Raw genomic sequence first — 23,681 nt, forward strand, 5'->3', positions numbered from 1 at the left:
AGCCGGCATGACCGTGGACATCGAAGCCGCCAACCGGGAACTGGCCGTGGCCCGGCAGGCGGAGAAGCCGTGCCCGCCGCTGCGCGGGCGGCTGCTGCCGGAGGGCGACGTCGAGGCGGCCTACCAGGTGCAGCAGGTCTACACCCGGCAGCGGCTCGGCAAGGGCCACCGCCGGGTCGGCGCGAAGATCGGCCTCACCTCCCGCGCCGTGCAGGAGAACTTCGGCGTCTTCCAGCCCGACTTCGGGGTGCTGTTCGACGACATGGCGGTCGGTGACGGCGTCGAGGTGCCGATGAGCCGGCTGCTCCAGCCCCGGGTGGAGGCGGAGATCGCCTTCGTGCTCGGCGCGGACCTGCGCGACGAGCGGGTCACCACCGTCGACCTGATCCGGGCCGTCGACCACGTGCTGCCGGCGATTGAGATCGTCGACTCCCGGATCGCCGGCTGGGACATCTCCATCGTGGACACCGTGGCGGACAACGCCTCCAGCGGGCTGTTCGTGCTCGGCACCGCGCCCCGGCGGCTGTCCGACGTGGACCTGCGGCTGTGCGGCATGGTGCTGGAGCACGCCGGTGAGCCCGTCTCGGTCGGCGCGGGGGCGGCCTGCCTCGGCAATCCCCTGCACGCACTCGTTTGGCTGGCCGGCACCATGGCCCGCGCCGGCGACCCGCTGCGGGCCGGGGACGTGGTGCTCTCCGGTGCGCTCGGCCCGATGGTGCCGGTGACGCCGGGAGCGGCGTACGAGGCGCGCATCTCGGGGCTGGGCTCGGTGCGGACCTGCTTCTCCAAGGAGGCCTCATGACTGTCGGCGTGGCGGTGCTCGGGTCGGGCAACATCGGCACCGACCTGATGATCAAGGTACTGCGGCTCAGCACCGACCTGCGGATGGTCGCGATGGCCGGCATCGACCCCGAGTCGGACGGTCTGGCCCGGGCCCGCCGGCTCGGCGTCGCGACCACCGCCGAGGGCGTCGACGGCCTGGTGGCCATGCCGGAGTTCGCCGACGTGGAGCTGGTCTTCGACGCCACCTCGGCCGGCGCGCACCGGCGCCACGACGCGGTGCTGCGCGCGCACGGCCGGACCGTGGTCGACCTGACGCCGGCCGCGATCGGCCCGTACGTGGTGCCGCCGGTCAACCTCGACGAGCACCTGCACCAGCCCAACGTGAACATGGTGACCTGCGGCGGGCAGGCCACCGTGCCGATCGTGCGCGCGGTCGGCCGGGTCACCCCGGTCGCGTACGGGGAGATCGTCGCCTCGATCGCCTCGAAGTCGGCCGGACCGGGCACCCGGGCCAACATCGACGAGTTCACCGAGACCACGGCCCGGGCCATCGAGGTGGTCGGCGGCGCCGAGCGCGGCAAGGCCATCATCGTGCTGAATCCGGCCGACCCGCCGCTGCTCATGCGGGACACCGTCTACTGCCTCTGCCCGGACGCCGACGCCGACCGGGCCGCGATCGCCGCCTCGGTCGCCGACATGGTGAAGGCCGTGCAGGAGTACGTCCCGGGCTACCGGCTCAAGCAGGACGTGCAGTTCGACCGGGTGGACACGTACGCGCCGGTGCTGGGCCGGCATTTCACCGGGCTCCAGGTGTCGGTCTTCCTGGAGGTCTCCGGCGCCGGGCACTACCTGCCCGCGTACGCCGGGAACCTGGACATCATGACCTCGGCCGCGCTGCGCACCGCCGAGCGGCTGGTCGCGCTTCGGAAGGTGGCCGCGCGATGACCGACCTCTACATCCAGGACGTGACGCTGCGCGACGGCATGCACGCCATCGCCCACCGGTACACCGTGGACCAGGTGCGGACGATCGCCGCCGCGCTCGACGCGGCCGGCGTGGCCGCCATCGAGGTGGCGCACGGCGACGGCCTGGCCGGCTCCAGCGTCAACTACGGCCACGGCGCGGCCGGCGACGCGGACTGGATTTCCGCCGCCGCCGAGGTGCTGACCAGCGCGCGGCTCACCACCCTGCTGCTGCCCGGCATCGGCACCATCGCCGACCTGAAGGCGGCGAAGGCGCTCGGGGTGACCAGCGTGCGGATCGCCACCCACTGCACCGAGGCGGACATCTCCGCCCAGCACATCTCCTGGGCCCGGGAGAACGGCATGGACGTCTCCGGGTTCCTCATGATGTCGCACATGAACGACCCGGCCGGGCTGGCCGCCCAGGCCAAGCTCATGGAGTCGTACGGGGCGCACTGCGTCTACGTCACCGACTCCGGCGGGCGGCTGCTGATGTCCGACGTGGCGCAGCGGGTCGACGCGTACCGGCAGGTGCTGGACCCGGAGACGCAGATCGGGATCCACGCCCACCACAACCTGTCGCTCGGCGTGGCCAACAGCGTGCTGGCGGTCGAGCACGGCCGGATCCCCGGCCCCGGGCCGGCGGGCGCGGGCGCCCCGCACGGCCGCACCGTCCGGGTGGACGCGTCGCTGGCCGGCATGGGCGCGGGCGCCGGCAACGCGCCGCTGGAGGTCTTCGTCGCGGTCGCCGAACTGCACGGCTGGAAGCACGGCTGCGACGTGTTCGCGCTCATGGACGCGGCCGACGACCTGGTCCGCCCGCTCCAGGACCGGCCGGTCCAGGTCGACCGGGAGACGCTCTCCCTCGGGTACGCGGGGGTCTACTCCAGCTTCCTGCGCCACGCCGAACGGGCCTCCGCGAAGTACGGGGTGGACGTCCGCTCGATCCTGGTGGAGCTGGGCCGGCGCCGGATGGTCGGCGGCCAGGAGGACATGATCGTGGATGTGGCACTCGACCTGGCCGGCAAGGGGGACGCAGCGTGATCGGACCGGACATCGCGGGGATCGCCGAGAAGCTGGGCGCGGCCGCCGACACGGCCACCGCGATCCCGCAGCTCGCCGCCGAGACGGGCCTCGACGTGGACGCCGCGTACGCGGTGCAGGCCGCGCTGCTGCAGCGCCGCCTCGACCGGGGCGAGCGGTTGGTCGGGCTCAAGATGGGGCTGACCAGCAAGGCGAAGATGGCCCAGGTCGGCGTCGACGAGGTGATCTGGGGCCGGCTCACCGACGCCATGCGGGTGCCCGACGGCGGCACCGTCGACGTGGCCGGCTTCATCCACCCCCGGGTCGAGCCGGAGGTGGCGTTCCTGCTGGACCGCCTCCCCGAGCCCGGTGAGCCGATCGGCGCGTTCACCGAGGCGGTCCGCGCGGTCGCCCCGGCGCTCGAACTGATCGACTCCCGGTACGCCAACTTCACCTTCTCCCTGCCGGACGTGGTCGCCGACAACACCTCGGCCGCCGCGTTCGTGGTGGGGCCCTGGTCGCCGGTGCCGGACGGGCTGGACAACCTCGGCGTGCTGCTGGAGATCGACGGCCGGGCGGCCCAGGTCGGCTCGACCGCCGCCATCCTCGGTGACCCGCGCCGCGCCCTGGACGAGGGCATCCGCCTGGCCGGCCGGCACGGCGTGCGGCTCCGCGAGGGCTGGGTCTTCCTGGCCGGCGCGGCCACCGCCGCCGTGCCGCTGCGCCCCGGCGTGCACGTCCGGGCCGTCGTGGAGAAGCTCGGCACCGCGTCGCTGAAGGCGGGATCATGACGGCCCGGGTGGTCGCCGGGAAGGCCGTGCCGCGCGGCGCCTTTCCGCACGTCAAGGTCGCCGGCGGGTTCGTCTTCGTCTCGGGCACGTCGTCGCGCCGCCCGGACAACACCTTCGCCGGCGTGACGGTGGACGAGTTCGGCACCACCGACCTGGACATCCGGGCACAGACCCGGGCCGTGATCGGGAACATCCGCGACCTGCTCCGCTCGGTCGGCGCCGACCTGGCCGACCTCGTGCAGGTCACCAGCTACCTGGTCAACATGAACGACTTCGGTGGCTACAACGAGGTGTGGGCGGAGTTCTTCGACGCCACCGGGCCGACCCGGACCACGGTGGCCGTGCACCAGCTTCCGCACCCGCACCTGCTGATCGAGATGCAGGCCGTGGCCCTACTTCCGTCGGGAGGTCCGTCATGAGTGAGATCGCCGAGCCGTTCAGCTTCTCCGGCTGGATCGGGGAGAACCAGCACCTGCTCAAGCCGCCGGTGGGCAACAAGGAGATGCTGCCGGGCAGCGACGACTTCATCGTCATGGTGGTGGGCGGCCCGAACCAGCGGACCGACTTCCACGTCGACCCGTACGAGGAGTTCTTCTACCAGGTCAAGGGCAACATGCACATCAACCTCATGCTGCCCGAGGGCCCGCGTACGGTCCACGTGCGCGAGGGTCAGATGTGGATGCTGCCGCGCAACACCCCGCACTCGCCGCAGCGCCCCGAGGCCGGCTCGATCGGCATGGTGATCGAGCGGGTCCGCGAGGAGGGCACGCTGGAGAAGTTCCAGTGGTACTGCACCGAGTGCAGCCACAAGGTGCACGAGGTGGAGCTCCAGGTCCGCGACATCGCCGCCGACCTGCCGCCGGTCTTCGCGGCGTTCTACGCCGACGAGAAGGCCCGCACCTGCACGAACTGCGGCGCGCTGCACCCGGGCAAGGGCTGATGCCCCCACGCGTCGTCGACGTGCACACGCACGTCGTACCCAAGGGGTGGCCGGACCTCGCCGCGGCGTGCGGCGGGTCCAGCTGGCCCTGGCTCCGGGTGGACTCCGAGCGCGCCGCCATGATCATGGTGGGGGAGACGGAGTTCCGGCCGGTCGGCGCGGAGTGCTGGGACGCGGAGACGCGGCTCGCCGACATGGCCGCGGACGGCGTCGACGTGCAGGTCGTCTCGCCCACCCCGGTCTTCTTCAGCTACGACCGCCCGGCCGACCAGGCCGTCAAGGTGGCCCGGATCTTCAACGACCTCACCCTGGCGGTCACCGCGGCCGGCGGTGACCGGCTGGTGCCGTTCTGCCAGGTGCCGTTGCAGGACCCGGACGCCGCCTGCGCCGAGCTGGACCGCTGCCTGGCCGCCGGGCACGCCGGGGTGGAGATCGGCAACCACGTGGGCGACCGCGACCTCGACGACGCCGGCATCGTGCAGTTCCTGACGCACTGCGCCCAGGTGGGCGCGCCGGTCTTCGTGCACCCGTGGGACATGCCGGGCGGGCCCCGGCTGGACCGGTGGATGGCCCGCTGGCTGACCGGGATGCCGGCCGAGACGCACCTGTCGGTGCTGGCGCTGATCCTCGGCGGCGTCTTCGACCGCGTGCCGGATTCGCTGCGGATCTGCTTCGCGCACGGCGGCGGCAGCTTCCCGTTCTGGCTGGGCCGCGCCGACAACGCCTGGCACCGTCGCGGCGACCTGGTCCGTGGCGCGTCCAGCGCCCCGCCGAGCGCCTACGTCGACCGGTTCAGCGTCGACTCCGTGGTCTTCGACCCGGCCGCGCTGCGGCTGCTCGTCGACACGATGGGGGAGGACCGGGTGCTGGTCGGCAGCGACTACCCGTACCCGCTGGGGGAGCGCCCGGTCGGCCAGGTGGTCCGCAAGGCCGACTTCCTCACCGCCGACCAGCGCGACAAGCTGCTGTCCCGCAACGCCCTGCGCTTCCTGAACGGCTGACCGCGGCCGGCCGGCGCGCGGCCGGTGGTGAGTGCGAGGGCCGCGGTGACCAGGCAGGATGGGGGCATGGCCGAGCCGCACGACCTGACGGCGTTGGAGCAGGCCGCCGCGATCCGCCGGGGTGAGCTGTCCAGCGTGGAGCTGGTGGAGCACCACCTGCGCCGGGTGGACGCGCTCGGCGACACCCTCGGCGCCTTCGTCACCGTCACCCCGGAACGCGCGCGGGCGGCCGCGGCCGCCGCCGACGCGGTGCCGGCGGACCGGCGCGGCCTGCTGCACGGGGTGCCGACCGCCGTCAAGGACCTCACGCTCACGGCCGGGGTGCGCACCACCTTCGGCTCGGCGGCCTTCGCCGACTTCGTGCCGCCCGTCGACGCCGACGTGGTCCGGTTCATGGCCGCCGCCGGGCTGGTCAGCCTCGGCAAGACCACCACCTCGGAGCTGGGCTGCTCGCTCTACTCCGAGGGCCTCGTCGCGCCGCCGGCCCGCAACCCGTGGGGCCTCGCCTACACGGCGGGCGGGTCCAGCGGCGGCGCGGCCGCCGCGGTGGCCGGCGGGCTGGTCCCGGTGGCGCAGGGCTCGGACGGCGGCGGCTCGCTGCGCATCCCGGCGGCGCTCTGCGGCCTGGTTGGCTACAAGCCCAGCCGGGGCCTGGTCTCCGGCGGCCCGCTCGGCTTCGGCGCGTTCGGGCTGCCCATCAGCGGCCCGCTCGGCCGGACCGTGACCGACGTGGCCGCGCTGCTGGACGTTCTGGCGCAACCGGTGCCCGGCGAGCCCTACCTGCCGCCCGCCGCGCCCACCGGCGGCTACCTGGGCGCCGCCCGGGCCGCCGCGCCGGGCCGGCTGCGGATCGGCCGGTTCACCACCCCGATGCTGGCCGACGAGCCGGTCCACCCGGACTGCGTGGCCGCCGTCGACCGGGCCACCGCGCTGCTCACCGAGGCCGGCCACGAGGTGGTCGACGTTCCCGCGCCGCTCGGCCCCGAGGCGTGGCCGCTGTTCGAGACCGTCTGGTACGTGCTGGCGCTCGCCCCCGTGCCGTCCGAACGGGAGAGCGACCTGCTGCCGCTGACCCGGTTCCTCCGGGCCCGGGGCGCGGCCGTCGGGGCCGGCCCGCTGATGGCCGCGCTCGGCGAACTCCAGGCGCAGGTACGCCGTGGCGTGCGCCGTACCGCCGGCTGCGACCTGCTGCTCTGCCCCACCCTGGCGGCCCCGCAGGCCCCGGTCGGGGCGTTCGCGAGCCTCGATCCGGCCGAGGATTTCGACCGGCAGCGGCGGTTTTCGCCGTACTGCGCCATCTTCAACGTCACCGGCGACCCGTCCGTTTCGCTGCCGGTGGGCCGCACCGGCGACGGGATGCCGGTCGGCGCGCTGCTCACCGGCCGGTACGGCGACGACGCGACATTGATAGGCACTGCCGCGCAACTGGAGCACGGCTGTGGCGGGTGGGATCAGCACCCCGCAATCTGGCGGGCCGTCGACTCCGCTAACGTGAACAGCACAAGCGGAGTCGGGCGCGCGTCGTCATGACCGTCCACCCGACCCGAACATTCCTGGTCTCTCTTTCCGCCTGGGGGCGTTGGGATTGTCTGTAACCGAGACGTTGCTGGTCTTCTTCGGCATCCCGGCGGCCGCGGTGCTGGTGATCGCCGGACTGGCGGCCGCCGGCAGTCGCGGCGGCGGCGGTGGCGGCGCCAAGCGCTACCGGCCGGGCCGGCCCTTCGACTTCACTCCGGTCTGGTTCCTGGGCCGTCCGGAGCAGCTGGCCGACTCGGCCGGCACCGCACTGGCCGCCGGGGCGCAGGCGCCGGCGCTGACCAGCCGCAAGCAGGAGCAGGCCGGCCGGCAGGCTCCGGCCGGTGGAACCGGAGGCGCAAGTGACCGTTGGTGAGAAGCAGGCCGCGGCGGGGGCCGGTAACCCGCCCGAGGTCCTGGACGGGCCGTTCTCGACCCGTCAGCTGCTCCGCATCGACGAGGCGCTCCGCCTGGCCGACCAGGGCACCGGCCTGGTCTTCTCGGTCTACGTGGGCGGCCTCGACGAGCCGATCCGGGAGCACGCCGAGCGGCTGCACCGCCAGCTCGCCGAGCCGGACCGGTCGGTGCTGATCGCCGTGTCGCCCAACCAGCGGCAGCTCGAGATCGTCACCGGCCGCTACGCGCGCAAGCGCATCCCGGACACGTACGCGAAGCTGGCCGCGCTCTCCATGGTGGCCTCCTTCGGTGGCGGCGACCTGGCCGGCGGCGTCATCCAGGGCCTCGACCAGCTCGCCAGCCACGCCGGCAAGGGCTGAGCCCACCCGCACACGACGAAGCCCGGCCCGCGAAACGCGGGCCGGGCTTTCTCGTGTCCGCCGGCGGGTGGCCCGGGCGCTCCCAGGCCGCCCGCCAGAGGATCAGGCGGTCTGGGCGTCCCGGGCGCGGGCCTTGAGGGCCCGGGCCACCCCGTCGCGGCCCTCGGCCACCAGCCGGCGCAGCGGCGCCGGCTGACCCTCCTGGGTCAGCCACGCGTCGGTGGCGGCCACCGTGTCGTCCTCCACCAGGTACGCCGGGTAGGCGAGCTGGACGAACTCCTGCGCCGGCTCGCTGTCCCGCTGTGCCCACACCTGCGCCACCGTGGCGAAGTACTTCTCCCGGTACGGCGCGGTGAGTTCCACCTGCGCCGGGTGGGCGAAGCCCTGCAGCAGCGCCCGGTTGCGCCAGTTCGGCAGCGCCTCCGGGCCGGTGAGCTGCGCCCACACCGCCGCCTTGTTCTCGGCGGTCGGGACCAGCGCGTGCGCGTACGCGGCCTCCCGCTCGCCGCTGGCGGTCCGGTCGCGGGCCAGCTCGGCCTCCACCTCGGCGGCCCCGGCCGCCCCGTTGGCCACCAGCGACTGGAGGACGGTCCAGCGCAGCTCGGTGTCCACCGTCAGCCCGCCCGGCACCTCGCCGCCGTCCAGCCAGCCGCGCAGCGCGGCCAGGTCCTCGGCCGAGCGGGCCGCGGAGGCGTACGCCCGGGCCCAGGCGAGCTGGAAGCCGCTGCCCGGCTCGGCCGCGGCGAGCGCGGTGCGGGCGGTCCGGGCCAGGTCGCCCCAGCCGGTCGGCGCCCAGGCCGGGTCGGCGTAGAAGGTGAGCGTGGTGGTCGCCTGCCGCAGGGTGGCGGTGACCAGGTTGATGTCGGTCTCCGCCGGCAGCCCGGCCAGCACCAGCGCCACGTAGTCGCGGGCCGACAGCTCGGCGTCGCGGGTCATGTCCCAGGCGGCGGTCCAGCAGAGCGCCCGGGCCAGCGACGAGTCGAAGCCGGCGATGTGCTGCACCACGGTCGCCATCGACCGCTCGTCCAGCCGCAGCTTGGTGTAGGTCAGGTCGTCGTCGTTGAGCAGCAGCACGTCGGCGGCGGGCTTGCCGTGCAGCACGGACAGCTCGGTCAGCTCGCCGGTCACGTCGACCTCGACCCGCTCCCGGCGGACCAGCCGGCCGTCGGTCAGGTCGTAGAGGCCCACGCCGATCCGGTGGGTCCGCAGCGTCGGGTGCCCGGCCGGAGCCTCCTGCCGCACCAGCACCCGCTCGTACGCGCCGTCGGCGCCGATGGTCACCTCGGGCCGCAGCGTGTTGACCTGCGCCGTCTCCAGCCACTGGGCGGCGAACTTGCGCAGCTCCCGGCCGGAGGCCGTCTCCAGCTCGGAGAGCAGGTCGTCGAAGGTGGCGTTGCCCCAGGCGTGCTTGCCGAAGTAGGCCCGCAGGCCGGCCACGAACGGCTCCTCGCCCACGTACGCGACGAGCTGCTTGAGCACGCTGGCGCCCTTGGCGTAGGTGATGCCGTCGAAGTTGACCTCGACCGCCTCCAGGTCCGGCATCTCGGTGTAGACCGGGTGGGTGGAGGAGAGCTGGTCCTGCCGGTAGCCCCAGTTCTTCCGGATGGACAGGAAGGTCGTCCAGGCCTCGGCGAACCGGGTGGCGTGGGTGTTGCACCAGTGGCTGGCCCACTCGGCGAACGACTCGTTCAACCACAGGTCGTTCCACCAGCGCATGGTGACCAGGTCACCGAACCACATGTGGGCCAGCTCGTGCAGGATCGTGTTGGCCCGCTGCTCGTACTCGAAGTCGGTGACCTGCGAGCGGAAGATGTAGTGCGACTCGGCGTGCGTGACGCAGCCGAAGTTCTCCATGGCGCCGGCGTTGAAGTCCGGCACCCAGAGCTGGTCGTACTTGGGCAGCGGGTAGCGCACCTGGAACTTCTCGTGGAAGAAGTCGAAGCCCTGCTTGGTGATCAGGAACAGGTCGTCGGCGTCCAGGTACTGCGCCATCGAGGCCCGGCAGTAGACGCCCAGGTCGATGCCGTCGTGGCTGTCCCGCACCTCGTGGTACGGGCCGGCGCACAGCGCCGTGATGTAGGTGCTCATCCGCGCCGACTCGGCGAAGTGGACGGTCTTGAGCGCCTCACCGGCCGGCTCCTCGCGCTCCACCGGCATGTTGGACACCACCCGCCAGTGCTCCGGGACGGTGGCGTGCCAGGTGTAGACGCTCTTCAGGTCGGGCTGGTCGAAGCAGGCGAACACCTTCTGCGCGTCGGCCGTCTCGAACTGGCTGTAGAGGTAGGTCTCGCCGTCCACCGGGTCGACCGTGCGGTGCAGGCCCTGCCCGCTGTTGGAGTAGCCGAAGTCGGCGTCGACCACGAGGACGTTCTCGGCGGCCAGCCCGGTGAGGGTGAGGCCCTTCTCCGCCGACCAGCCGGAGAGATCGACGGGCGTGCCGTTCAAGGTCGCCGACCGCACCGACTCGGCGGCCGTCTCGATGAAGGTGCTCGCTCCCGGCTCGGCACAGCGGAACCGGACCTCGGTCACCGACCGGAACGTGCGGCCGTCGGCCTGCACCGCGGTCGACAGATCAAGGTTGATGTCGTACCCGGTGACGTCGAGCAGGCGGGCCCGCTCGGTGGCCTCGACCTGGGTCAGGTTGCGCACTCCCGGCACTGTTCGTCTCCATCCCACTCGTCTCGCCGCGCCCCGCGGCACCGGCCTCCCGGCCCGATCGTGACGGCCGGTCCGAAACCGAGTCTTCCATGCACGGACACCCTCCGGTGGCCGAGGTCACGCTCTCATTCCGGTACCGGTCGATGCCGCGGGGGGTGAGGATCGGAGGGGAAGGCGCCGGAGCTCCGGCGCGTCAAGTCGTGAAGGGATGACACCGTGACCGAACGTGTCGCCGTGGACATGTGGTTCGACCCGCTGTGCCCGTGGGCGTGGATCACCTCCCGCTGGCTGCTCGAGGTCGAGCAGGTCCGGGACGTGGACATCCGGTTCCACGTGATGAGCCTGTCCGTGCTCAACGAGGGCCGGGACCTGCCGGAGCAGTACCAGGATCTGATGAAGAAGGGCTGGGGCCCGGTGCGGGTCTGCATCGCCGTCGAGCAGGCCCACGGCGGGGAGGTGCTGGGGAAGCTCTACACCGCGATGGGCACCCGGATCCACCTGGGCAAGGAGGAGCTGGGCCGGGAGATGCTGGCCGGCGCGCTCACCGACGTGGGCCTCGACCCGGCCCTCGCCGACGCCGCCGAGTCGACCGAGTACGACGAGGCGCTGCGGGCCAGCCACGAGGCGGGCATGCGGCCGGTCGGCACCGACGTGGGCACCCCGGTGATCCACGCCCCGGGCCCGGACGGCCGCCAGGTGGCCTTCTTCGGCCCGGTGATCACCCCGGCGCCAAAGGGCGAGGCGGCCGGCCGGCTCTGGGACGGCGTCCTGCTGGTGGCCGGAACGCCCGGCTTCTACGAGCTGAAGCGCACGCGAGAGGTAGGCCCCGTCTTCGACTGAGGTGAAAGGAGGGGCCCCTTCTTAACGCCTCCGGTAGAGCAGGGGCCCCTTCTTAACACCCCTTGCCCCGCGTCGCCCACCGTCACCCGGGCGGCGCGGGGCTCGTTTCACCGGGTGTTCCAGCCGGCGGCCGCTCCGGTCGCACCCCGGCAGCTCCTGGAGGCGTTCCCATGGGTAAGCACCGCCGCATGTCCGACGACGCGCCGGTGACGGAGACCGAAGTCCCTGATGCGACGTACTGGTCCGTGGCCGAGGGCGACTGGCCGGATGTTCGGCCGTCGCTGCCCGCCGAGATGGTGGACCTGCTGGCTCCCCCGATCGTGGTCGGCGTGGCCCGGGTGGTGGCCACGTCCCGGATGACCCCGCCCGCCGGCGCGGACCTTCCGGCTGGCACGCCCGGCCCGGTCCGGAGGGGTACCTCCACCGATCGCCCGGTGCCGGTCGGGGCCACGACGGTACGCCTCGCCGCGGCCGCCCCCTCGCGCCCCGCCGCCTCGGCGCCCGGCCCGTTCCCCGGCGCCGGCCGCCATCGCAGTGCCGGCGCCGAGCGCACCGCCTAGCGGTGTTAAGAAGGGGCCCCTGCTATACCTGGGGCGTTAACTAGGGGCCCCTCCTTTCATCTGGTGGACGGCGTGCGGGTCCCGCACCGGCGCGCAAGGGGGCGCGGGTAGCGTCAGCGGGCATGACGGTCGTGCATCCGATCGCCCGGGCCTGGATCACCACTGGCGGCACCGGCGCGCAGAACTACGACGAGTTCGCCGACGACGCGGAGATCACCGCCATCGTCGAGGCGAACCCGCACAGTGCCCTGGGCATCGAGATGCCCCACCGGGCGCCGGGCAGCCTCGGGAAGTCCTTCCTCGACGCGCTCCCCGACGCGGTGGGCCGCCTCGCCGAGGCCAAGGCGGACGGCAGCTACACGCCCGCCGAGCACGTCGTGGTCCTCTACCGGATCAGCGCGCCGGGCGAGGAGAGCGCGTACGGCCTGTTCGCCATGGTCGACACCGACCAGATCTCCACCCGGGCCGACGAGCCCGGCCTGGTGATCCGCAACGAGGACGTGTTCATCGCGAAGGTGCGGGAGCGGGTCGCCCTGGCCGAGGCGCTGGGTCACCTGCTCTCACCCGTACTCCTGCTGCAGACCGGGCGCGGCGACGAGCTGCACGCGGCCCTCGCGGCGGCGACCGAGTCGGCGGGCGCCCCCGCCGCCACCGACGTGGACCAGGCCGGCCGCACGCACGCCATCTGGCTGCTCGGCCCAGGCCCGGCGCAGGACGAGCTGACCGCCCTGGCGGGCGGCGGCGACCTGGTGGTCGCCGACGGCAACCACCGCAGCCTGGCCGCGCAGACCGGCGGCTTCCCGCGCTTCCTGTCGGTGATCACCACTCCGGCCTCGGTCGCCATCCAGCCCTACAACCGCCTGGTCAGCGAGCTGACCACCACCCCGGACGAGCTGCTCGACCGGCTCCGCGCGGCCGGTGCGGAGATCACCCCGGTCGCCGGCCCGGTCGGCGTCCCGGAGACCGGCGGCGCCGTGCACCTCCATCTCGCCGGCCAGGGGTACGCCGTGCGCCTGCCGCAGGTCGGCGGCGGCCGGCTGGAGAACCTCGACCACGCCCTGGTCGAGCGGCTGCTGCTGCGCGACGCGCTCGGCCTCGACCCGGGCGACAAGCGGATCACCTACGTGGGCGGCGACTACCCGGCCAGCTGGCTCACCGGCGAGGTCGACGCGGGCCGCGCGGAGCTGGCCGTCCTCGTCGCGCCGGTGACCGTGGACGACTTCGTCGCGGTGAACCTGGCCCGGGAGAAGATGCCGCGCAAGAGCACCTGGTTCACGCCGAAGGCGCGGGCCGGTCTGGTCGTCGCCGAACTGCCCCGGTGACCGTGTGACGAATCCGCCTCCGTGCCGCCGCCCGCGCACCGGCACGGCGGCGGGCCTGTCAGACTGCGCGGTATGCGCGTCTACCTGGGATCCGATCACGCCGGCTTCGAGCTGAAGGTGCACCTCGCCAACCACCTGGCCAAGCAGGGGTACGAGGTGGTCGACGTCGGCCCGCACGTCTTCGACCCGGACGACGACTACCCGGCCTTCTGCCTGCACACCGGCACGCGCGTGGTCGACGACCCGGGCAGCCTCGGGGTCGTCATCGGCGGGTCCGGCAACGGCGAGCAGATCGCCGCCAACAAGATCGCCGGCGTCCGGGCGGCGCTCGCCTGGAACATCGACACCGCCCAGCTGGCCCGCGAGCACAACGACGCGAACATCATCGCGGTCGGTGCCCGGCAGCACACCCTGGACGAGGCCACCGCCCTGGTCGAGACGTTCCTCAGCACGGCCTTCTCCGGCAATCCGCGGCACGCCCGCCGGATCGCCCAGGTCGCCGACTACGAGCGGAGCCGGGAGCTTCCCGACCTGCCCGCCTGACGCATCGCCGACGGGGGTGGCCGCCGGGTCGCGCTCGTCACCGCCCGGCGCGGGGCAGTTCCTCGCGGGGCACCCAGTTGCGGCGGACGATCACCACGCGGGCCTCGGCCTCGGCCAGGTCCTCGTCGCTCGGCCGGGCGGCGTCCCGCGCCCGCAGCGCGGCGGTCACGCTCACCTGCGAGGAACCCGAGCCGACCAGGCCGCGCAGCCCCCGCTCGCCCTCCTCGCCGGTCGGGCCGGGCCGCCGGCCCCGGGGGTCCGACTCCGGCTCGGCGCGTCGGGCGCCGCGCGGCGCCCGGGAGCCGTCGTCCGGATCCGGCCCGGGGCGTGGGGCGCCGCGCTGCGGTCGGGGGTCGCCGTCGTGCACCCCGGCCGTGCTCGCGCTCGCGCCCTCGGCGTCCGGCGTCCCGCCGTCGCCGTGGTGCCGCAGCCGCCGCCGGCGCCGCTCCGCATCACCCATCACCCGACCGTACCGGGCGCAGCGCCGCGAGCGGCAGGTGCCGGGGAGTCAGAAGACCTCCATGGGCGCCGGGGCGCGGTGCCAGCCGAGCGCCGGGGCCGTCGCCGCCGCGGTCCCCGGTACCAGTTCCCGCACCCGGCCGGCGGCGGTGAGCGCGACCAGGCCGGCCCCGCCCAGGTAGAGCTCGCCGAGGGCGCGCACGTCGCAGGCCAGCCCGGCCGGCGCCGAGGTCGCCGTGCACTCCGCCCCGGAGGGGCCACCGACCAGCCGCCACCGGCCGCTGTTCTCCGGCAGCAGGTCGTCGGTGACCTCGACCACCACGTCGACGTCGGTGGCGTACCGGCGGGCGGCCAGCGCGGCCGGCACGTCCACGACGCGGACCCACAGGGCGTCGGCGAGCCGGGCACCGAGCTGCCGCGGCTCGTCCACCAGCCGGAACAGTGGCTCGTCCACGGCGGCGATCGAGAAGGACACCCGGCGGGTCAGGTCGATCGAGAGCAGCAGCCGCCACAGCGCCAGGTACGCCTCCGGCCGGGCGGCCACCACCTCGCCGACCCGGACCTCGGCGCGCGGCCCGGTGTCGGCCCACTCCTCCTTCGTCCGGTAGAGCGCGTACCCGTCGACGCCGTCCGGCCCCTCGTGCAGCAGCACCCGGCGTTCGGTGGCGCCGCCCCGCAGCCCCTTCACGTCGGCGAGCACGTACGCCCACCAGCTCTCGTCCCGCTGTGACCAGCCGGGCCGGTCGGCGCGTACCCGCTCGTACAGCCGGGCCAGCTCGGCCCGGTGCGGCGCCGGGCGGTCCAGGCGGAGGGTGCCCTCGGCGGGCGTGGGGTCCGGCAGGCGCAGCCCGGAGGTGTCGCCGGCCAGGACGAGCCGCTGCGCGGCCAGGCCGTAGCCGAACCGGGGATAGATCCGGCCCTCGCTGGCCCAGAGGACGGCGAGCGGCTCCCGGCCGGCGTCGTGGATCTCCCGGAGCTGCCGGCGCATCAGCCCGGTGAGCAGTCCGCGCCGGCGGTGGGTCGGCGCGACCGACACCATGGTCACGTGCGCGGCCGGCGCACTGGCCCCGGGCACGGCCAGCTCGCGGGTGAACGCGCCGGCGTGTGCGACGGCGGTCCCGCCGTCCCGGACCAGCAGCGACCGGTCCGGCTCGAAGACCCCGCGCTCGACCGCCAGCAGCTCAGGGTCGACATCGCCGTGGAAGGCCAGCGTCAGCAGTGCGGAGATCTCGTCGAAGTCCTCGGCCCGGGGGACCAGCGCGTCGGTCATCCGGTGTGTCTAACCCATCACCGTCGTGGTCGGCACCCTATTTGCCGGCTCGCTACCCTCGGAACCGTGGCCGGCGTCGGTCGAGGGGGAGGACACGAGATGGCGGACCAGACACAGCCGTGGGCCGAGCGGACGGTCGAGGTGCCGCCGCAGCCCGCCGTGGTGCCCCCGCAGCGGGACGCGTTCCGGCGCGGGGTGGCGGCGGTCGGCCAGTCCCGTACGCCCCGGACCGAGCCGTTCCCCGCCGTCGACCCGAGCGAGTGGACCGGCGAGCCGGCCCCCCGCCGGCCGGTGAGCTGGCACGTCGCCCAGCTCCGCAAGGGCGGGGAGTGGAGCGCGGCCGGCGCGCTGTTCGCCTTCGTCTGCTGGGGGATCTGGGCGATCTCCGGCCGGGGCGACCTGACCGCCCCGCTGCTCACCTTCGTGCTCAGCCTGCTCACCGCCGCCGGCCTGTTCGCCCTGGCCCGCCTGCTCGGCCGGCTGGTGCTGGAGCGGCAGCTCGGCCGGGTGCGGCGCAGCGCCCGCGGTGCGCACCTGGTGACCGCCCTCTTCCTGGTCGGCGTGGGGGTCGCCTACCTTCAGCAGACCGAGTGGGTGGTCTCCGCCTGGAACTGGGTGACCGGCAACTGACGGCCGTGGCGGCGGGCGGGGCGGCTTTCCGCCGCCCGCCCGCGCGCCCGGTCGCGGAACGCCGCGCCGCCGGTCGTCACTCCACCAGGACGGCGCTCGCATTACCCGGTCGGGCGGGGTTCATCCGTCGCCCGGTCGGTTGAGGGTCACTGACCCTCGGCGTCGGCCTTCGGGGAGGCGACCCGCGCCGCCGGGTCCTCGACGCCCGGCTCGCCGCCGCCCGGGGCCACCATTCCGTCGTAGTTGTAGACGGTGCTGCCGTCGTGCTGCTTTGTGGTGCGGATGTAGCGGTGGAACATGCCGTCGATCTCGATCTCCAACAGGGCCTGGTCACCCGCGTCCTGGCTGCTGCCGTCCCGGGGACCGCCCACCAGGTACGCCTTCGTGTTCGTCTCCATGTGCCAGCCGTACCCCTGGCGGACCGGGCGGAAACGGTGACCTCCACCGGCGGAGCCGGGCCGCTCACCGAGCCGGGGCGGGCTTCCGGCGCACCCGATGCGGTGGGCCGTTGCGCCGGCCCGGGGCCGGGGCCAGCATGACGGGATGGGCGCGTATCGATCAGCGTACGAGCGGAGCATCGCCGACCCGGCCGGCTTCTGGCGGGAGGCCGCGGCGGACATCGACTGGCACCGGGCGCCGGAGCGGATCCTCGACGACAGCGGCGCGCCGCTCTACCGATGGTTCCCCGACGGCGTGCTGAACACCTGCCACAACGCGCTGGACCGGCATGTGGCCGCCGGCCGGGGCGACCAGCCCGCGGTGATCCACGACAGCCCGGTCACCGGCATGGTCCGCACCCTCACCTATGCCGAGCTGCTCGCCGAGACCGCCCGGTTCGCCGGTGCGCTGCGCCGGCTCGGGGTCGGCCGGGGCGATCGGGTGCTGCTCTACCTGGCCATGGTGCCGGAGGCGGTGATCGCCATGCTGGCCTGCGCCCGGATCGGCGCGGTGCACTCGGTGGTCTTCGGCGGCTTCGCCGCGCACGAGCTGGCCGTCCGCATCGACGACGCCCGGCCGGCCGTGGTGGTGGCCACCTCCTGCGGCATCGAGGTCGACCGGGTGGTGCCCTACCACCCGATCCTCGCCGCCGCGCTGGACGAGGCGACCCACGCCCCGGCGCACTGCGTGATCGTGCAGCGCCCCCAGGAGCCCGCTCCGCTGCTCCCCGGCCGCGACCTGACCTGGGACGAGGTGATGGCCGACGCCGAGCCGGTGGAATGCGTGCCGGTCGCCGCCACCGACCCGCTCTACGTCCTCTACACCTCCGGCACCACCGGCCGGCCCAAGGGCGTGGTGCGGGACAACGGCGGGCACGCCGTGGCGCTGCGCTGGTCGATGCGGAACGTCTACGGCATCGAGCCGGGCGACGTCTTCTGGGCCGCCTCCGACGTGGGCTGGGTGGTCGGCCACTCCTACATCGTGTACGCGCCGCTGCTCACCGGCGCGACCACCGTGCTCTACGAGGGCAAGCCCGTCGGCACCCCGGACGCCGGGGCGTTCTGGCGGGTGGTCGCCCAGCACCGGGTGGCCGCCCTGTTCACCGCGCCCACCGCCATCCGGGCGATCCGCCGGCAGGACCCCGACGGCGCGCTCCTGGCCGGGCACGACCTGAGCAGCCTGCGCACCCTCTTCCTGGCCGGTGAGCGGCTCGACCCGGACACCTGGGCGTGGGCGGGGGAGCGGCTCGGCGTGCCCGTGGTGGACAACTGGTGGCAGACCGAGACCGGCTGGCCGGTGGCGGCCAACCCGCGCGGCCTGGAGCCGCTGCCGATCAAGCCGGGCTCCCCGTCGGTGCCCGTCCCCGGGTACGACGTGCGGGTGGTCGACGGCGGCGGCCGCGAGGTGCCGCCGGGCACCGACGGCTCCATCGTGATCCGGCTGCCCCTGCCGCCCGGCTGCCTGCCCACGCTGTGGGGCGACGACGAGCGCTACGTCCGCTCCTACCTGGCCGCCTTCCCGGGCTACTACCTGACCGGCGACGGCGGCCGGTTCGACTCCGACGGCTACCTGTACGTGATGGGCCGCACCGACGACGTGATCAACGTGGCCGGGCACCGGCTCTCCACCGGGGCGATGGAGGAGGTGCTCGCGGCGCACCCGGCGGTCGCCGAGTGCGCGGTGATCGGCGTGGCCGACCCGCTCAAGGGGCAGGTGCCCAGCGGCTACGTGGTGCTCAAGGCCGGCGCCGGGGCGGACCCGGACGCGCTCGCCGGTGAGCTGGTCGCCCTCGTCCGGCAGCGGATCGGGCCGGTGGCCGCGTTCCGCCGGGTGACCGTGGTGCCGGCACTGCCCAAGACCCGCTCCGGCAAGATCCTCCGCCGGACGATGCGCGGGCTGGTCGAGGGGCGGGACGAGCCGGTGCCGCCGACCATCGAGGACCCGGCGGCGCTGGCGGTCTTCCGCGACCTCGGCGCTACTCCTTGACGAAGGGGTGGAGCACGAAGTCCTTCTCGGAGCCGCAGGCGATGACCTGGGTGTTCCATGAGCAGGAGTCGCCCCGGACGTCCTTCAGCTCGCCGAGCTGGACCAGTTTGCCCGACTCGACGCCCACGCCGGCCACACTGCGGTCGTCCACCGAGCTGCCCAGCGCGTCGGCGAAGAGCAGCAGGTTGCCGGCGTCCACCCGCATGGCCACCCCTTCCTCGTCGTCGAGCACCCGCATCCCGTCCGCCGCGAAGAGCGTCACCGCCGGCTCCGGGTAGATCCGCCGGGCCAGCACCCGCTCGCCCACCGGCACCAGCTCGGTCATCCCCGGCGCCGCCCATCGCTTGACGCCCTGGCCCTCCCGCGCGGCGACCACCACGGCGGTCTGGTCCTCGGAACCGGTCACCTCCAGCAGGCAGGCGCGGTGCTCCCCGCAGGGCGCCAGCGCCTTGGCCCGCCGGTCGTCGTCCTCGGCGGTGTAGAGCACGCTCGGCTGCGCCTGCTTCCCCAGGTCGTACGCGAGCAGCCGCCCGTCGTCGCCCGCCACGTAGAGCCGGTCCTCGTGGGCGGCGACCAGGTCGTCCGGCTCGGCCACCGCCTTCCAGCGGCGGACCTCACCGCCGGAGCTGAGGTCGATCAGCCGGACCGACTTGTCCGCGCTCACCTGCACGAGCTGCTCGACCGGGCCCTGCTGAGGGTCGCGGGGCGAGCCGTCGCCGTACCCGGGGCCGGACACCGCCTCGTCGGTGGTCACCGGGTGCACACTGTTGCGGCTGTTGCCGTACTGGTCGGTCAGGTCTTTCAGCGACCACTTCTCGTCGCCGTTGCCCAGCTTGAGTCCGACCAGTCGCTTCCGCTCGCGGTCGGTGACCGCCACCACGTCCTTGCCGACGAACACCTCGTCGTCCCCGTGCACGGTGTGCCGCCAGCTCGGCTTGCCGGACCCGCCGTCGAGCACCTCCAGCTCGCGCGGGGTGCTGCTGCCCGACGCGTCCGCGAGCAGCGCCACCGCGCCGGGCAGCGCGAACACGCCGGCCCACTGGTCGGCGGTCGTGGCGCTCTCCTTGCGCCACAGCACCGTGCCGGTGCCCGCCTCGACGGCCACCACCGCCAGCCGGTCGTCCTCGCGCGGATAGGCCAGGTAGGCCCGGTCACCGGCGACCGCCGTGAACATCTCGACCGGGCGCTCGGCGGCACCCGCGACCCGGATGCCCTTGCCGAACGCCTGGAAGTCCAGCTCCGGGTGGCGGTCCCGGGTGAGGTAGAGGACGGTCGCGGCCACCACCCCGGCCAGGGCGGCCACCGCCCCGACCGAGATCCACAGGGCCCGCCGCCGCCGGCCCCCGCCGCGCGGCGCGGCCGGCGGTCCGCTCTGCGGTACGCCGGGCCAGCCCGGCCACGCGACCGGCTGGTGCGGAATTCCGGGAGCCTGCGGGGGTACGCCGGCCGCCGGCGAACCGTGCTGCGGCAGGCCGGGTGTGGGCGTACCCGGGGCGGGTGAGTGCGGGGCCACGGCCGTGCCGTTCGGTCCGGCGGCGAGCCGCGTGCCGTTCGGTCCGGCGGCGACGGTCGTGCCGTCCGGGGCCGGCGCGGCGCCGGCCGGGAGGACGGGCGTCTCCGGGTCGGCGGCGGACGGCATCCCGGCGGGCAGCGTGCCGGCCGGGCCCAGACCGGGCAGCGTGCCGGCCGGGCCGGCGTCCGGTGTCGCCGCGACCGGCGGACCGGCGGGGGTCCGGGTCGCGCCGACCGGGGCCAGTGGCAGCGGCGACGCGGTCGAGGGGTTCCGCCGCAGCGGCAGGTCGGTCAGCGCGCCCTCGGCCACCGGCAGCTCCGGCTGCTCCAGCACGGTCGGCGCGATGCCCAGCTCGGCGTGGAGCAGCCGCGCCACCAGCGGGATCCGGGACGAGCCGCCCACCAGGAACAACCCGGCGAGCCGCTCCGGGGTCAGCCCGGCCGCGGCGATCACCCGCCGGGTCTCGGCGACCGCCCGCCGCAGCAGCGGGGTGGCCACGCCCTCCAGCTCCGCGCGGGTCAGGGACACGGCGGCCGGGACCCCCGGCACCGCCACCGGCGCCGCCGTGGCGCGGGACAGCATCTCCTTCGCGCCCCGGACGTGCTCGACGAACTGCAGCCGCTCCCGCCACTGCGTGGTGTCGGCCGGCTCGCGGAGCCGCGCCCACTGCGCGGGATGCGTGGCGGCGACGCGCTCGCCGACCAGCGCGACCAGGGCGGCGTCGAGGTCCAGCCCGCCCAGGTCGTCGAGGCCGCCGCAGGAGATGACCGTGAAGCCGGAGTCACCCCACGGGTCCGCGCCTTCGTTGCGGACCACGGCGACGTCCAGGGTTCCGCCGCCGAAGTCGAAGACGGCCACCGACTCGCCGACCGGAACCGGCCGGCGCAGCACCTCCGTGTAGTAGCGCGCCGCCGCGACCGGCTCGCGCAGCAGCCGGGTGCCGGGCGGGGTGGGGCCGGAGAGGGTGTGCTCGGCCGCCGACGGCCAGCCGGCCAGGGCGAGCGCCTCGGCGAGCACGTGCCGCCGGCCGGCGTCCCAGGTGGCCGGGCAGGTGACCACGGCGGGCGGCAGGAACCCGAGCGCGCCCACGGCGGCCTCACCCACCGCGCGCAGCACCGCGCCGAGCAGTTCGGCCGGCGGGTGCCGGCGGTCGCCGAGCGGCACCTCGACCTCGTCGACGCGGCGCTTCGGGTTCGGCTCGTACCGGTCGGGGTCGGCGTGGGCCAGCCGCAGCGCGTCCCGCCCGACGTGCAGGCGCCCGTCGGTGTCGGCGTACACACCGGACGGCAGGATCGGTTCGCCCTCCACCAGCAACGGCCGGGTACGCCCGTCCGGCCAGCGCAGCACGGCCACGGTGTTCGAGGTGCCGAGGTCCACGCCGAGGGCGAAACCGTCCCGCTGGCCTGACATCCGTCGCTACCTCCACCCGACGAGGGGATGTCCGGCCCCGCATCGTACGCAGCCCCCGCCGCCCGTCGATCCCCGGCGCGGCCGGAAGCGGCGGCGCCGGCTTCCAGCCGGTGGCTACGGACGAAGCCCGACGTCGCCGTGCACCGGTCACCCGCCCGGGGACGGTGACGGGGCCGCCGGAGCGGTAGGGTCCGGCGCCGGGCCGGAGGGATCGGCCGCGGCACCGCGGAGATTTCTCCGGGGCCGTGTCGATCCGCGGGCCGCCCGTTCGACGTGTCGGTGCGAGGGTCGAGAGGCGGCCCCGCCGGATGAGGAGAACGCGATGCCGAAGTACATGCTGATCATGCGGGGCACCGACGAGACGAACGCGGCCATGATGGCGTCGATCGACGAGGCGATGGCCGCGACCCACCGGTTCATCGAGGAGATGATCAAGGCCGGGGTCCTCCTGGCGGCCGAGGGGCTGGACGATCCGAGCCGGGGTGTCGTGGTCGACTTCAGCGGCGAGACCCCGGTGGTCACCGACGGGCCGTACGGGGAGACCAAGGAACTGTTCGGGGGCTACTTCCTGCTCGACGTCGCCTCGAAGCAGGAGGCGATCGAGTGGGCCAAGCGGGTCCCGGCGGTCGCCGGGTCCAAGATCGAGGTCCGCCGGGTGGCCGGGAGCGACGAGGTCCCGCAGGGCAACGAGCGGAGCGTCGAGGAACGGGCCGGGCGCGAGAGCCGGATCTGATGGGTACGGCCGACGTCGAGGCCGTCTGGCGGATCGAGTCGGCGCGGATCGTCGCCGCGCTGACCCGGTTCACCGGCGACTTCGGGCTGGCCGAGGACGCGGCCCAGGAGGCGGTGGCCGAGGCGCTGGTGTCGTGGCCGGTCGCCGCTCCGGCCAATCCGGCCGGCTGGTTGATGGCGACGGCCCGGCGGCGGGCGATCGACGCGATCCGTCGCCGGACCGCCCTCCAGGACCGGTACGCCCTGCTGGCGGCCGACCCCGCTGTCGACGAGGGGTTCGATCCCGACCGGATCGACGACGACGTGCTGGCGCTGATGTTCGTCAGTTGCCACCCGGTGCTCTCCCCGGAGGCCCGGGTGGCGCTGACGCTGCGCGTGGTCGGCGGCCTGTCCAGCGAGGAGATCGCCCGCGCGTTCCTCGTACCCGTGCCGACCGTGCAGGCACGCATCACCCGAGGCAAGAAGACGATCGCGGCGGCCGGGGTGCCGTTCGAGCTCCCGGCGGCCGGCGAGCGCCGGGAACGGCTGGGCGATGTCCTCAGCGTCCTCTACGTGATCTTCACGGAGGGGTCGACGGCAACGTCCGGTGACCGGCTGCTGCGCCCCGACGTCGCGTACGAGGCGATCCGGCTGGCCCGCACGCTGGCCGCGCTGCAGCCGGACGAGCCGGAGGTGCACGGCCTGCTCGCGTTGTGCGAGCTGACGGCCGCCCGCTTCCCGGCCCGGACCGGCCCGGACGGCTCGCCGATCCTGCTCGCCGACCAGGACCGCCGCCGGTGGGACTTCTCGGCGATCCGCCGCGGGCTCGCCGCGCTCGCCAGGGCCTCGGCCCGCGGCCTCGGCCCCTACGGCCTGCAGGCCGCGATCGCCGCCACCCACGCGGCGGCGCCCTCCGTCGAGGCGACCGACTGGGACCGGATCGTGGTGCTCTACGAGGCGCTCGGCCGGGTCGCGCCCTCGCCGGTGGTCGAGCTCAACCGGGCCGTCGCCGTGGCCATGGCCTCGGGTCCGGCGCAGGCCCTGGCCATCGTGGACGAGCTGATCGCCGCGGACCGGCTCCCCGGTTCGCACCTGGTCCCGACCGTACGCGGCGAGCTGCTGGCCCGGCTGGGACGGCGACCGGAGGCGCGCGCCGAGCTGGAGCTGGCGGCCCGGCTCTGCGCCAACGAGCGCGAACGCTCGGTGGTGCTGCGCAAGGCGGCCGCGCTGGGCTGACGTCTCCAGCTCGGCCGGCCGGGATGCGGGACGTGCCGAGTTCGACCAGGCCCCATACGCCCTCAGCGGACCATGCGGTCCGCCTGGGCCTTCGTGGGTGGAGCGGGCGACGGGAATCGAACCCGCACCGTCAGTTTGGAAGACTGAAGCTCTGCCATTGAGCTACGCCCGCGACCGCCCCGCTCTCGCGGGACGCGCCCGACAGCCTACCGAATCCCGGAACCGGACGCGCGGCCCCGTACCGGGTGCCGCGGCGAACCACCGGCGACGCGCCCCCGGTGACCGTCCGGCGGGCCCGGACGGCATAGACTCTT

23 protein-coding genes and 1 tRNA gene are annotated in these 23,681 nt (G+C 74.5%); 18 read left to right on the forward strand and 6 right to left on the reverse strand.

Features of this window, described 5'->3' with window-relative positions; genetic code table 11:
• Positions 1-7 precede the first annotated feature (7 nt).
• The 10 genes from RMN56_RS17990 to RMN56_RS18035 all read left to right on the forward strand — a co-directional run bounded on the left by RMN56_RS17990 (position 8) and on the right by RMN56_RS18035 (position 7,791).
• Positions 8-802, forward strand: a complete 795-nt coding sequence (locus tag RMN56_RS17990) for a 2-keto-4-pentenoate hydratase (RefSeq protein ID WP_313718613.1) — start codon at positions 8-10, stop codon at positions 800-802.
• Positions 799-1,728: an acetaldehyde dehydrogenase (acetylating) gene (locus tag RMN56_RS17995; protein WP_313718614.1), complete on the forward strand. Its 930-nt coding sequence runs from the start codon at positions 799-801 to the stop codon at positions 1,726-1,728. Before RMN56_RS17990 ends, RMN56_RS17995 begins: the two co-directional genes overlap by 4 nt.
• Positions 1,725-2,789, forward strand: coding sequence for a 4-hydroxy-2-oxovalerate aldolase (gene dmpG / locus RMN56_RS18000; protein WP_313718615.1), 1,065 nt, complete (start codon positions 1,725-1,727; stop codon positions 2,787-2,789). Before RMN56_RS17995 ends, dmpG begins: the two co-directional genes overlap by 4 nt.
• Positions 2,786-3,559 (forward strand): 2-keto-4-pentenoate hydratase, encoded by a 774-nt coding sequence (locus tag RMN56_RS18005; RefSeq protein WP_313718616.1) that lies wholly within the window; start codon positions 2,786-2,788, stop codon positions 3,557-3,559. The genes dmpG and RMN56_RS18005 overlap by 4 nt, the downstream gene beginning before the upstream one ends.
• Positions 3,556-3,978: a RidA family protein gene (locus RMN56_RS18010; protein WP_313718617.1), complete on the forward strand. Its 423-nt coding sequence runs from the start codon at positions 3,556-3,558 to the stop codon at positions 3,976-3,978. The genes RMN56_RS18005 and RMN56_RS18010 overlap by 4 nt, the downstream gene beginning before the upstream one ends.
• Positions 3,975-4,499, forward strand: coding sequence for a 3-hydroxyanthranilate 3,4-dioxygenase (locus RMN56_RS18015; protein ID WP_262284602.1), 525 nt, complete (start codon positions 3,975-3,977; stop codon positions 4,497-4,499). Before RMN56_RS18010 ends, RMN56_RS18015 begins: the two co-directional genes overlap by 4 nt.
• Positions 4,499-5,500, forward strand: a complete 1,002-nt coding sequence (locus tag RMN56_RS18020) for an amidohydrolase family protein (RefSeq protein WP_313718618.1) — start codon at positions 4,499-4,501, stop codon at positions 5,498-5,500. The genes RMN56_RS18015 and RMN56_RS18020 overlap by 1 nt, the downstream gene beginning before the upstream one ends.
• A gap of 66 nt (positions 5,501-5,566) precedes the next feature.
• Positions 5,567-7,030 carry an amidase gene (locus RMN56_RS18025; RefSeq protein WP_313718619.1) on the forward strand — a complete coding sequence of 488 codons (1,464 nt, stop codon included), beginning with the start codon at positions 5,567-5,569 and terminating at the stop codon, positions 7,028-7,030.
• A 49-nt stretch (positions 7,031-7,079) separates the two neighbouring features.
• On the forward strand, positions 7,080-7,391 hold the full coding sequence (gene ctaJ, locus RMN56_RS18030; RefSeq protein WP_446685801.1) for an aa3-type cytochrome oxidase subunit CtaJ: 312 nt from the start codon (positions 7,080-7,082) through the stop codon (positions 7,389-7,391).
• The gene (locus RMN56_RS18035; protein ID WP_313718620.1) at positions 7,378-7,791 is read left to right on the forward strand and encodes a DUF5130 family protein; all 414 of its coding nucleotides are present in this window, start codon (positions 7,378-7,380) and stop codon (positions 7,789-7,791) included. Before ctaJ ends, RMN56_RS18035 begins: the two co-directional genes overlap by 14 nt.
• 102 nt (positions 7,792-7,893) lie before the next feature.
• Here RMN56_RS18035 and pepN read toward each other — a convergent pair whose 3' ends face one another.
• Positions 7,894-10,440 (reverse strand): aminopeptidase N, encoded by a 2,547-nt coding sequence (gene pepN, locus RMN56_RS18040; RefSeq protein ID WP_313718621.1) that lies wholly within the window; start codon positions 10,438-10,440, stop codon positions 7,894-7,896.
• A 225-nt stretch (positions 10,441-10,665) separates the two neighbouring features.
• Between pepN and RMN56_RS18045 the strand changes: the two genes are divergently transcribed.
• From RMN56_RS18045 to RMN56_RS18060, 4 genes are all read left to right on the forward strand, one after another.
• Positions 10,666-11,289 (forward strand): mycothiol-dependent nitroreductase Rv2466c family protein, encoded by a 624-nt coding sequence (locus RMN56_RS18045; RefSeq protein WP_313718622.1) that lies wholly within the window; start codon positions 10,666-10,668, stop codon positions 11,287-11,289.
• Positions 11,290-11,477: 188 nt separating this feature from the next.
• A complete protein-coding gene (locus RMN56_RS18050) occupies positions 11,478-11,849 on the forward strand; it encodes a hypothetical protein (RefSeq protein WP_313718623.1) in 372 nt (123 codons plus the stop codon).
• 122 nt (positions 11,850-11,971) lie between these two features.
• Entirely contained in the window at positions 11,972-13,171 is a 1,200-nt protein-coding gene (locus tag RMN56_RS18055) for a DUF1015 family protein (protein ID WP_313718624.1), read from the forward strand.
• 72 nt (positions 13,172-13,243) lie between these two features.
• Entirely contained in the window at positions 13,244-13,714 is a 471-nt protein-coding gene (locus RMN56_RS18060) for a ribose-5-phosphate isomerase (RefSeq protein WP_313718625.1), read from the forward strand.
• A 37-nt stretch (positions 13,715-13,751) separates the two neighbouring features.
• On the opposite strand, the gene RMN56_RS18065 is transcribed toward RMN56_RS18060, so the two are convergent.
• Both RMN56_RS18065 and RMN56_RS18070 read right to left on the reverse strand, forming a co-directional pair.
• Complete coding sequence (locus RMN56_RS18065; RefSeq protein WP_313718626.1) at positions 13,752-14,174, reverse strand: hypothetical protein; 423 nt, start codon at positions 14,172-14,174, stop codon at positions 13,752-13,754.
• Positions 14,175-14,222: 48 nt separating this feature from the next.
• Entirely contained in the window at positions 14,223-15,443 is a 1,221-nt protein-coding gene (locus RMN56_RS18070; RefSeq protein ID WP_313718627.1) for a GNAT family N-acetyltransferase, read from the reverse strand.
• 99 nt (positions 15,444-15,542) lie between these two features.
• On the opposite strand from RMN56_RS18070, the gene RMN56_RS18075 reads away from it, so the two are divergent.
• A complete protein-coding gene (locus RMN56_RS18075) occupies positions 15,543-16,073 on the forward strand; it encodes a hypothetical protein (RefSeq protein WP_313718628.1) in 531 nt (176 codons plus the stop codon).
• Positions 16,074-16,219: 146 nt separating this feature from the next.
• Here RMN56_RS18075 and RMN56_RS18080 read toward each other — a convergent pair whose 3' ends face one another.
• Positions 16,220-16,471 carry a hypothetical protein gene (locus RMN56_RS18080; protein WP_313718629.1) on the reverse strand — a complete coding sequence of 84 codons (252 nt, stop codon included), beginning with the start codon at positions 16,469-16,471 and terminating at the stop codon, positions 16,220-16,222.
• 145 nt (positions 16,472-16,616) lie between these two features.
• On the opposite strand from RMN56_RS18080, the gene RMN56_RS18085 reads away from it, so the two are divergent.
• Positions 16,617-18,497 carry a propionyl-CoA synthetase gene (locus RMN56_RS18085; RefSeq protein WP_313718630.1) on the forward strand — a complete coding sequence of 627 codons (1,881 nt, stop codon included), beginning with the start codon at positions 16,617-16,619 and terminating at the stop codon, positions 18,495-18,497.
• Here the strand turns inward: RMN56_RS18085 and RMN56_RS18090 are convergent.
• Positions 18,487-21,420 (reverse strand): Hsp70 family protein, encoded by a 2,934-nt coding sequence (locus tag RMN56_RS18090; RefSeq protein ID WP_313718631.1) that lies wholly within the window; start codon positions 21,418-21,420, stop codon positions 18,487-18,489. The genes RMN56_RS18085 and RMN56_RS18090 overlap by 11 nt on opposite strands.
• Before the next feature lie 322 nt (positions 21,421-21,742).
• Between RMN56_RS18090 and RMN56_RS18095 the strand changes: the two genes are divergently transcribed.
• Entirely contained in the window at positions 21,743-22,153 is a 411-nt protein-coding gene (locus RMN56_RS18095; protein WP_313718632.1) for a YciI family protein, read from the forward strand.
• On the forward strand, positions 22,153-23,367 hold the full coding sequence (locus tag RMN56_RS18100) for an RNA polymerase sigma factor (RefSeq protein ID WP_313718633.1): 1,215 nt from the start codon (positions 22,153-22,155) through the stop codon (positions 23,365-23,367). Before RMN56_RS18095 ends, RMN56_RS18100 begins: the two co-directional genes overlap by 1 nt.
• 98 nt (positions 23,368-23,465) lie before the next feature.
• Here the strand turns inward: RMN56_RS18100 and RMN56_RS18105 are convergent.
• Positions 23,466-23,539 (reverse strand) — tRNA-Gly (locus RMN56_RS18105).
• Between the last annotated feature and the right edge of the window lie 142 nt (positions 23,540-23,681).

This window comes from Micromonospora halotolerans, from assembly GCF_032108445.1.
In the GTDB taxonomy this organism is placed as follows: Bacteria; Actinomycetota; Actinomycetes; order Mycobacteriales; family Micromonosporaceae; genus Micromonospora; species Micromonospora halotolerans.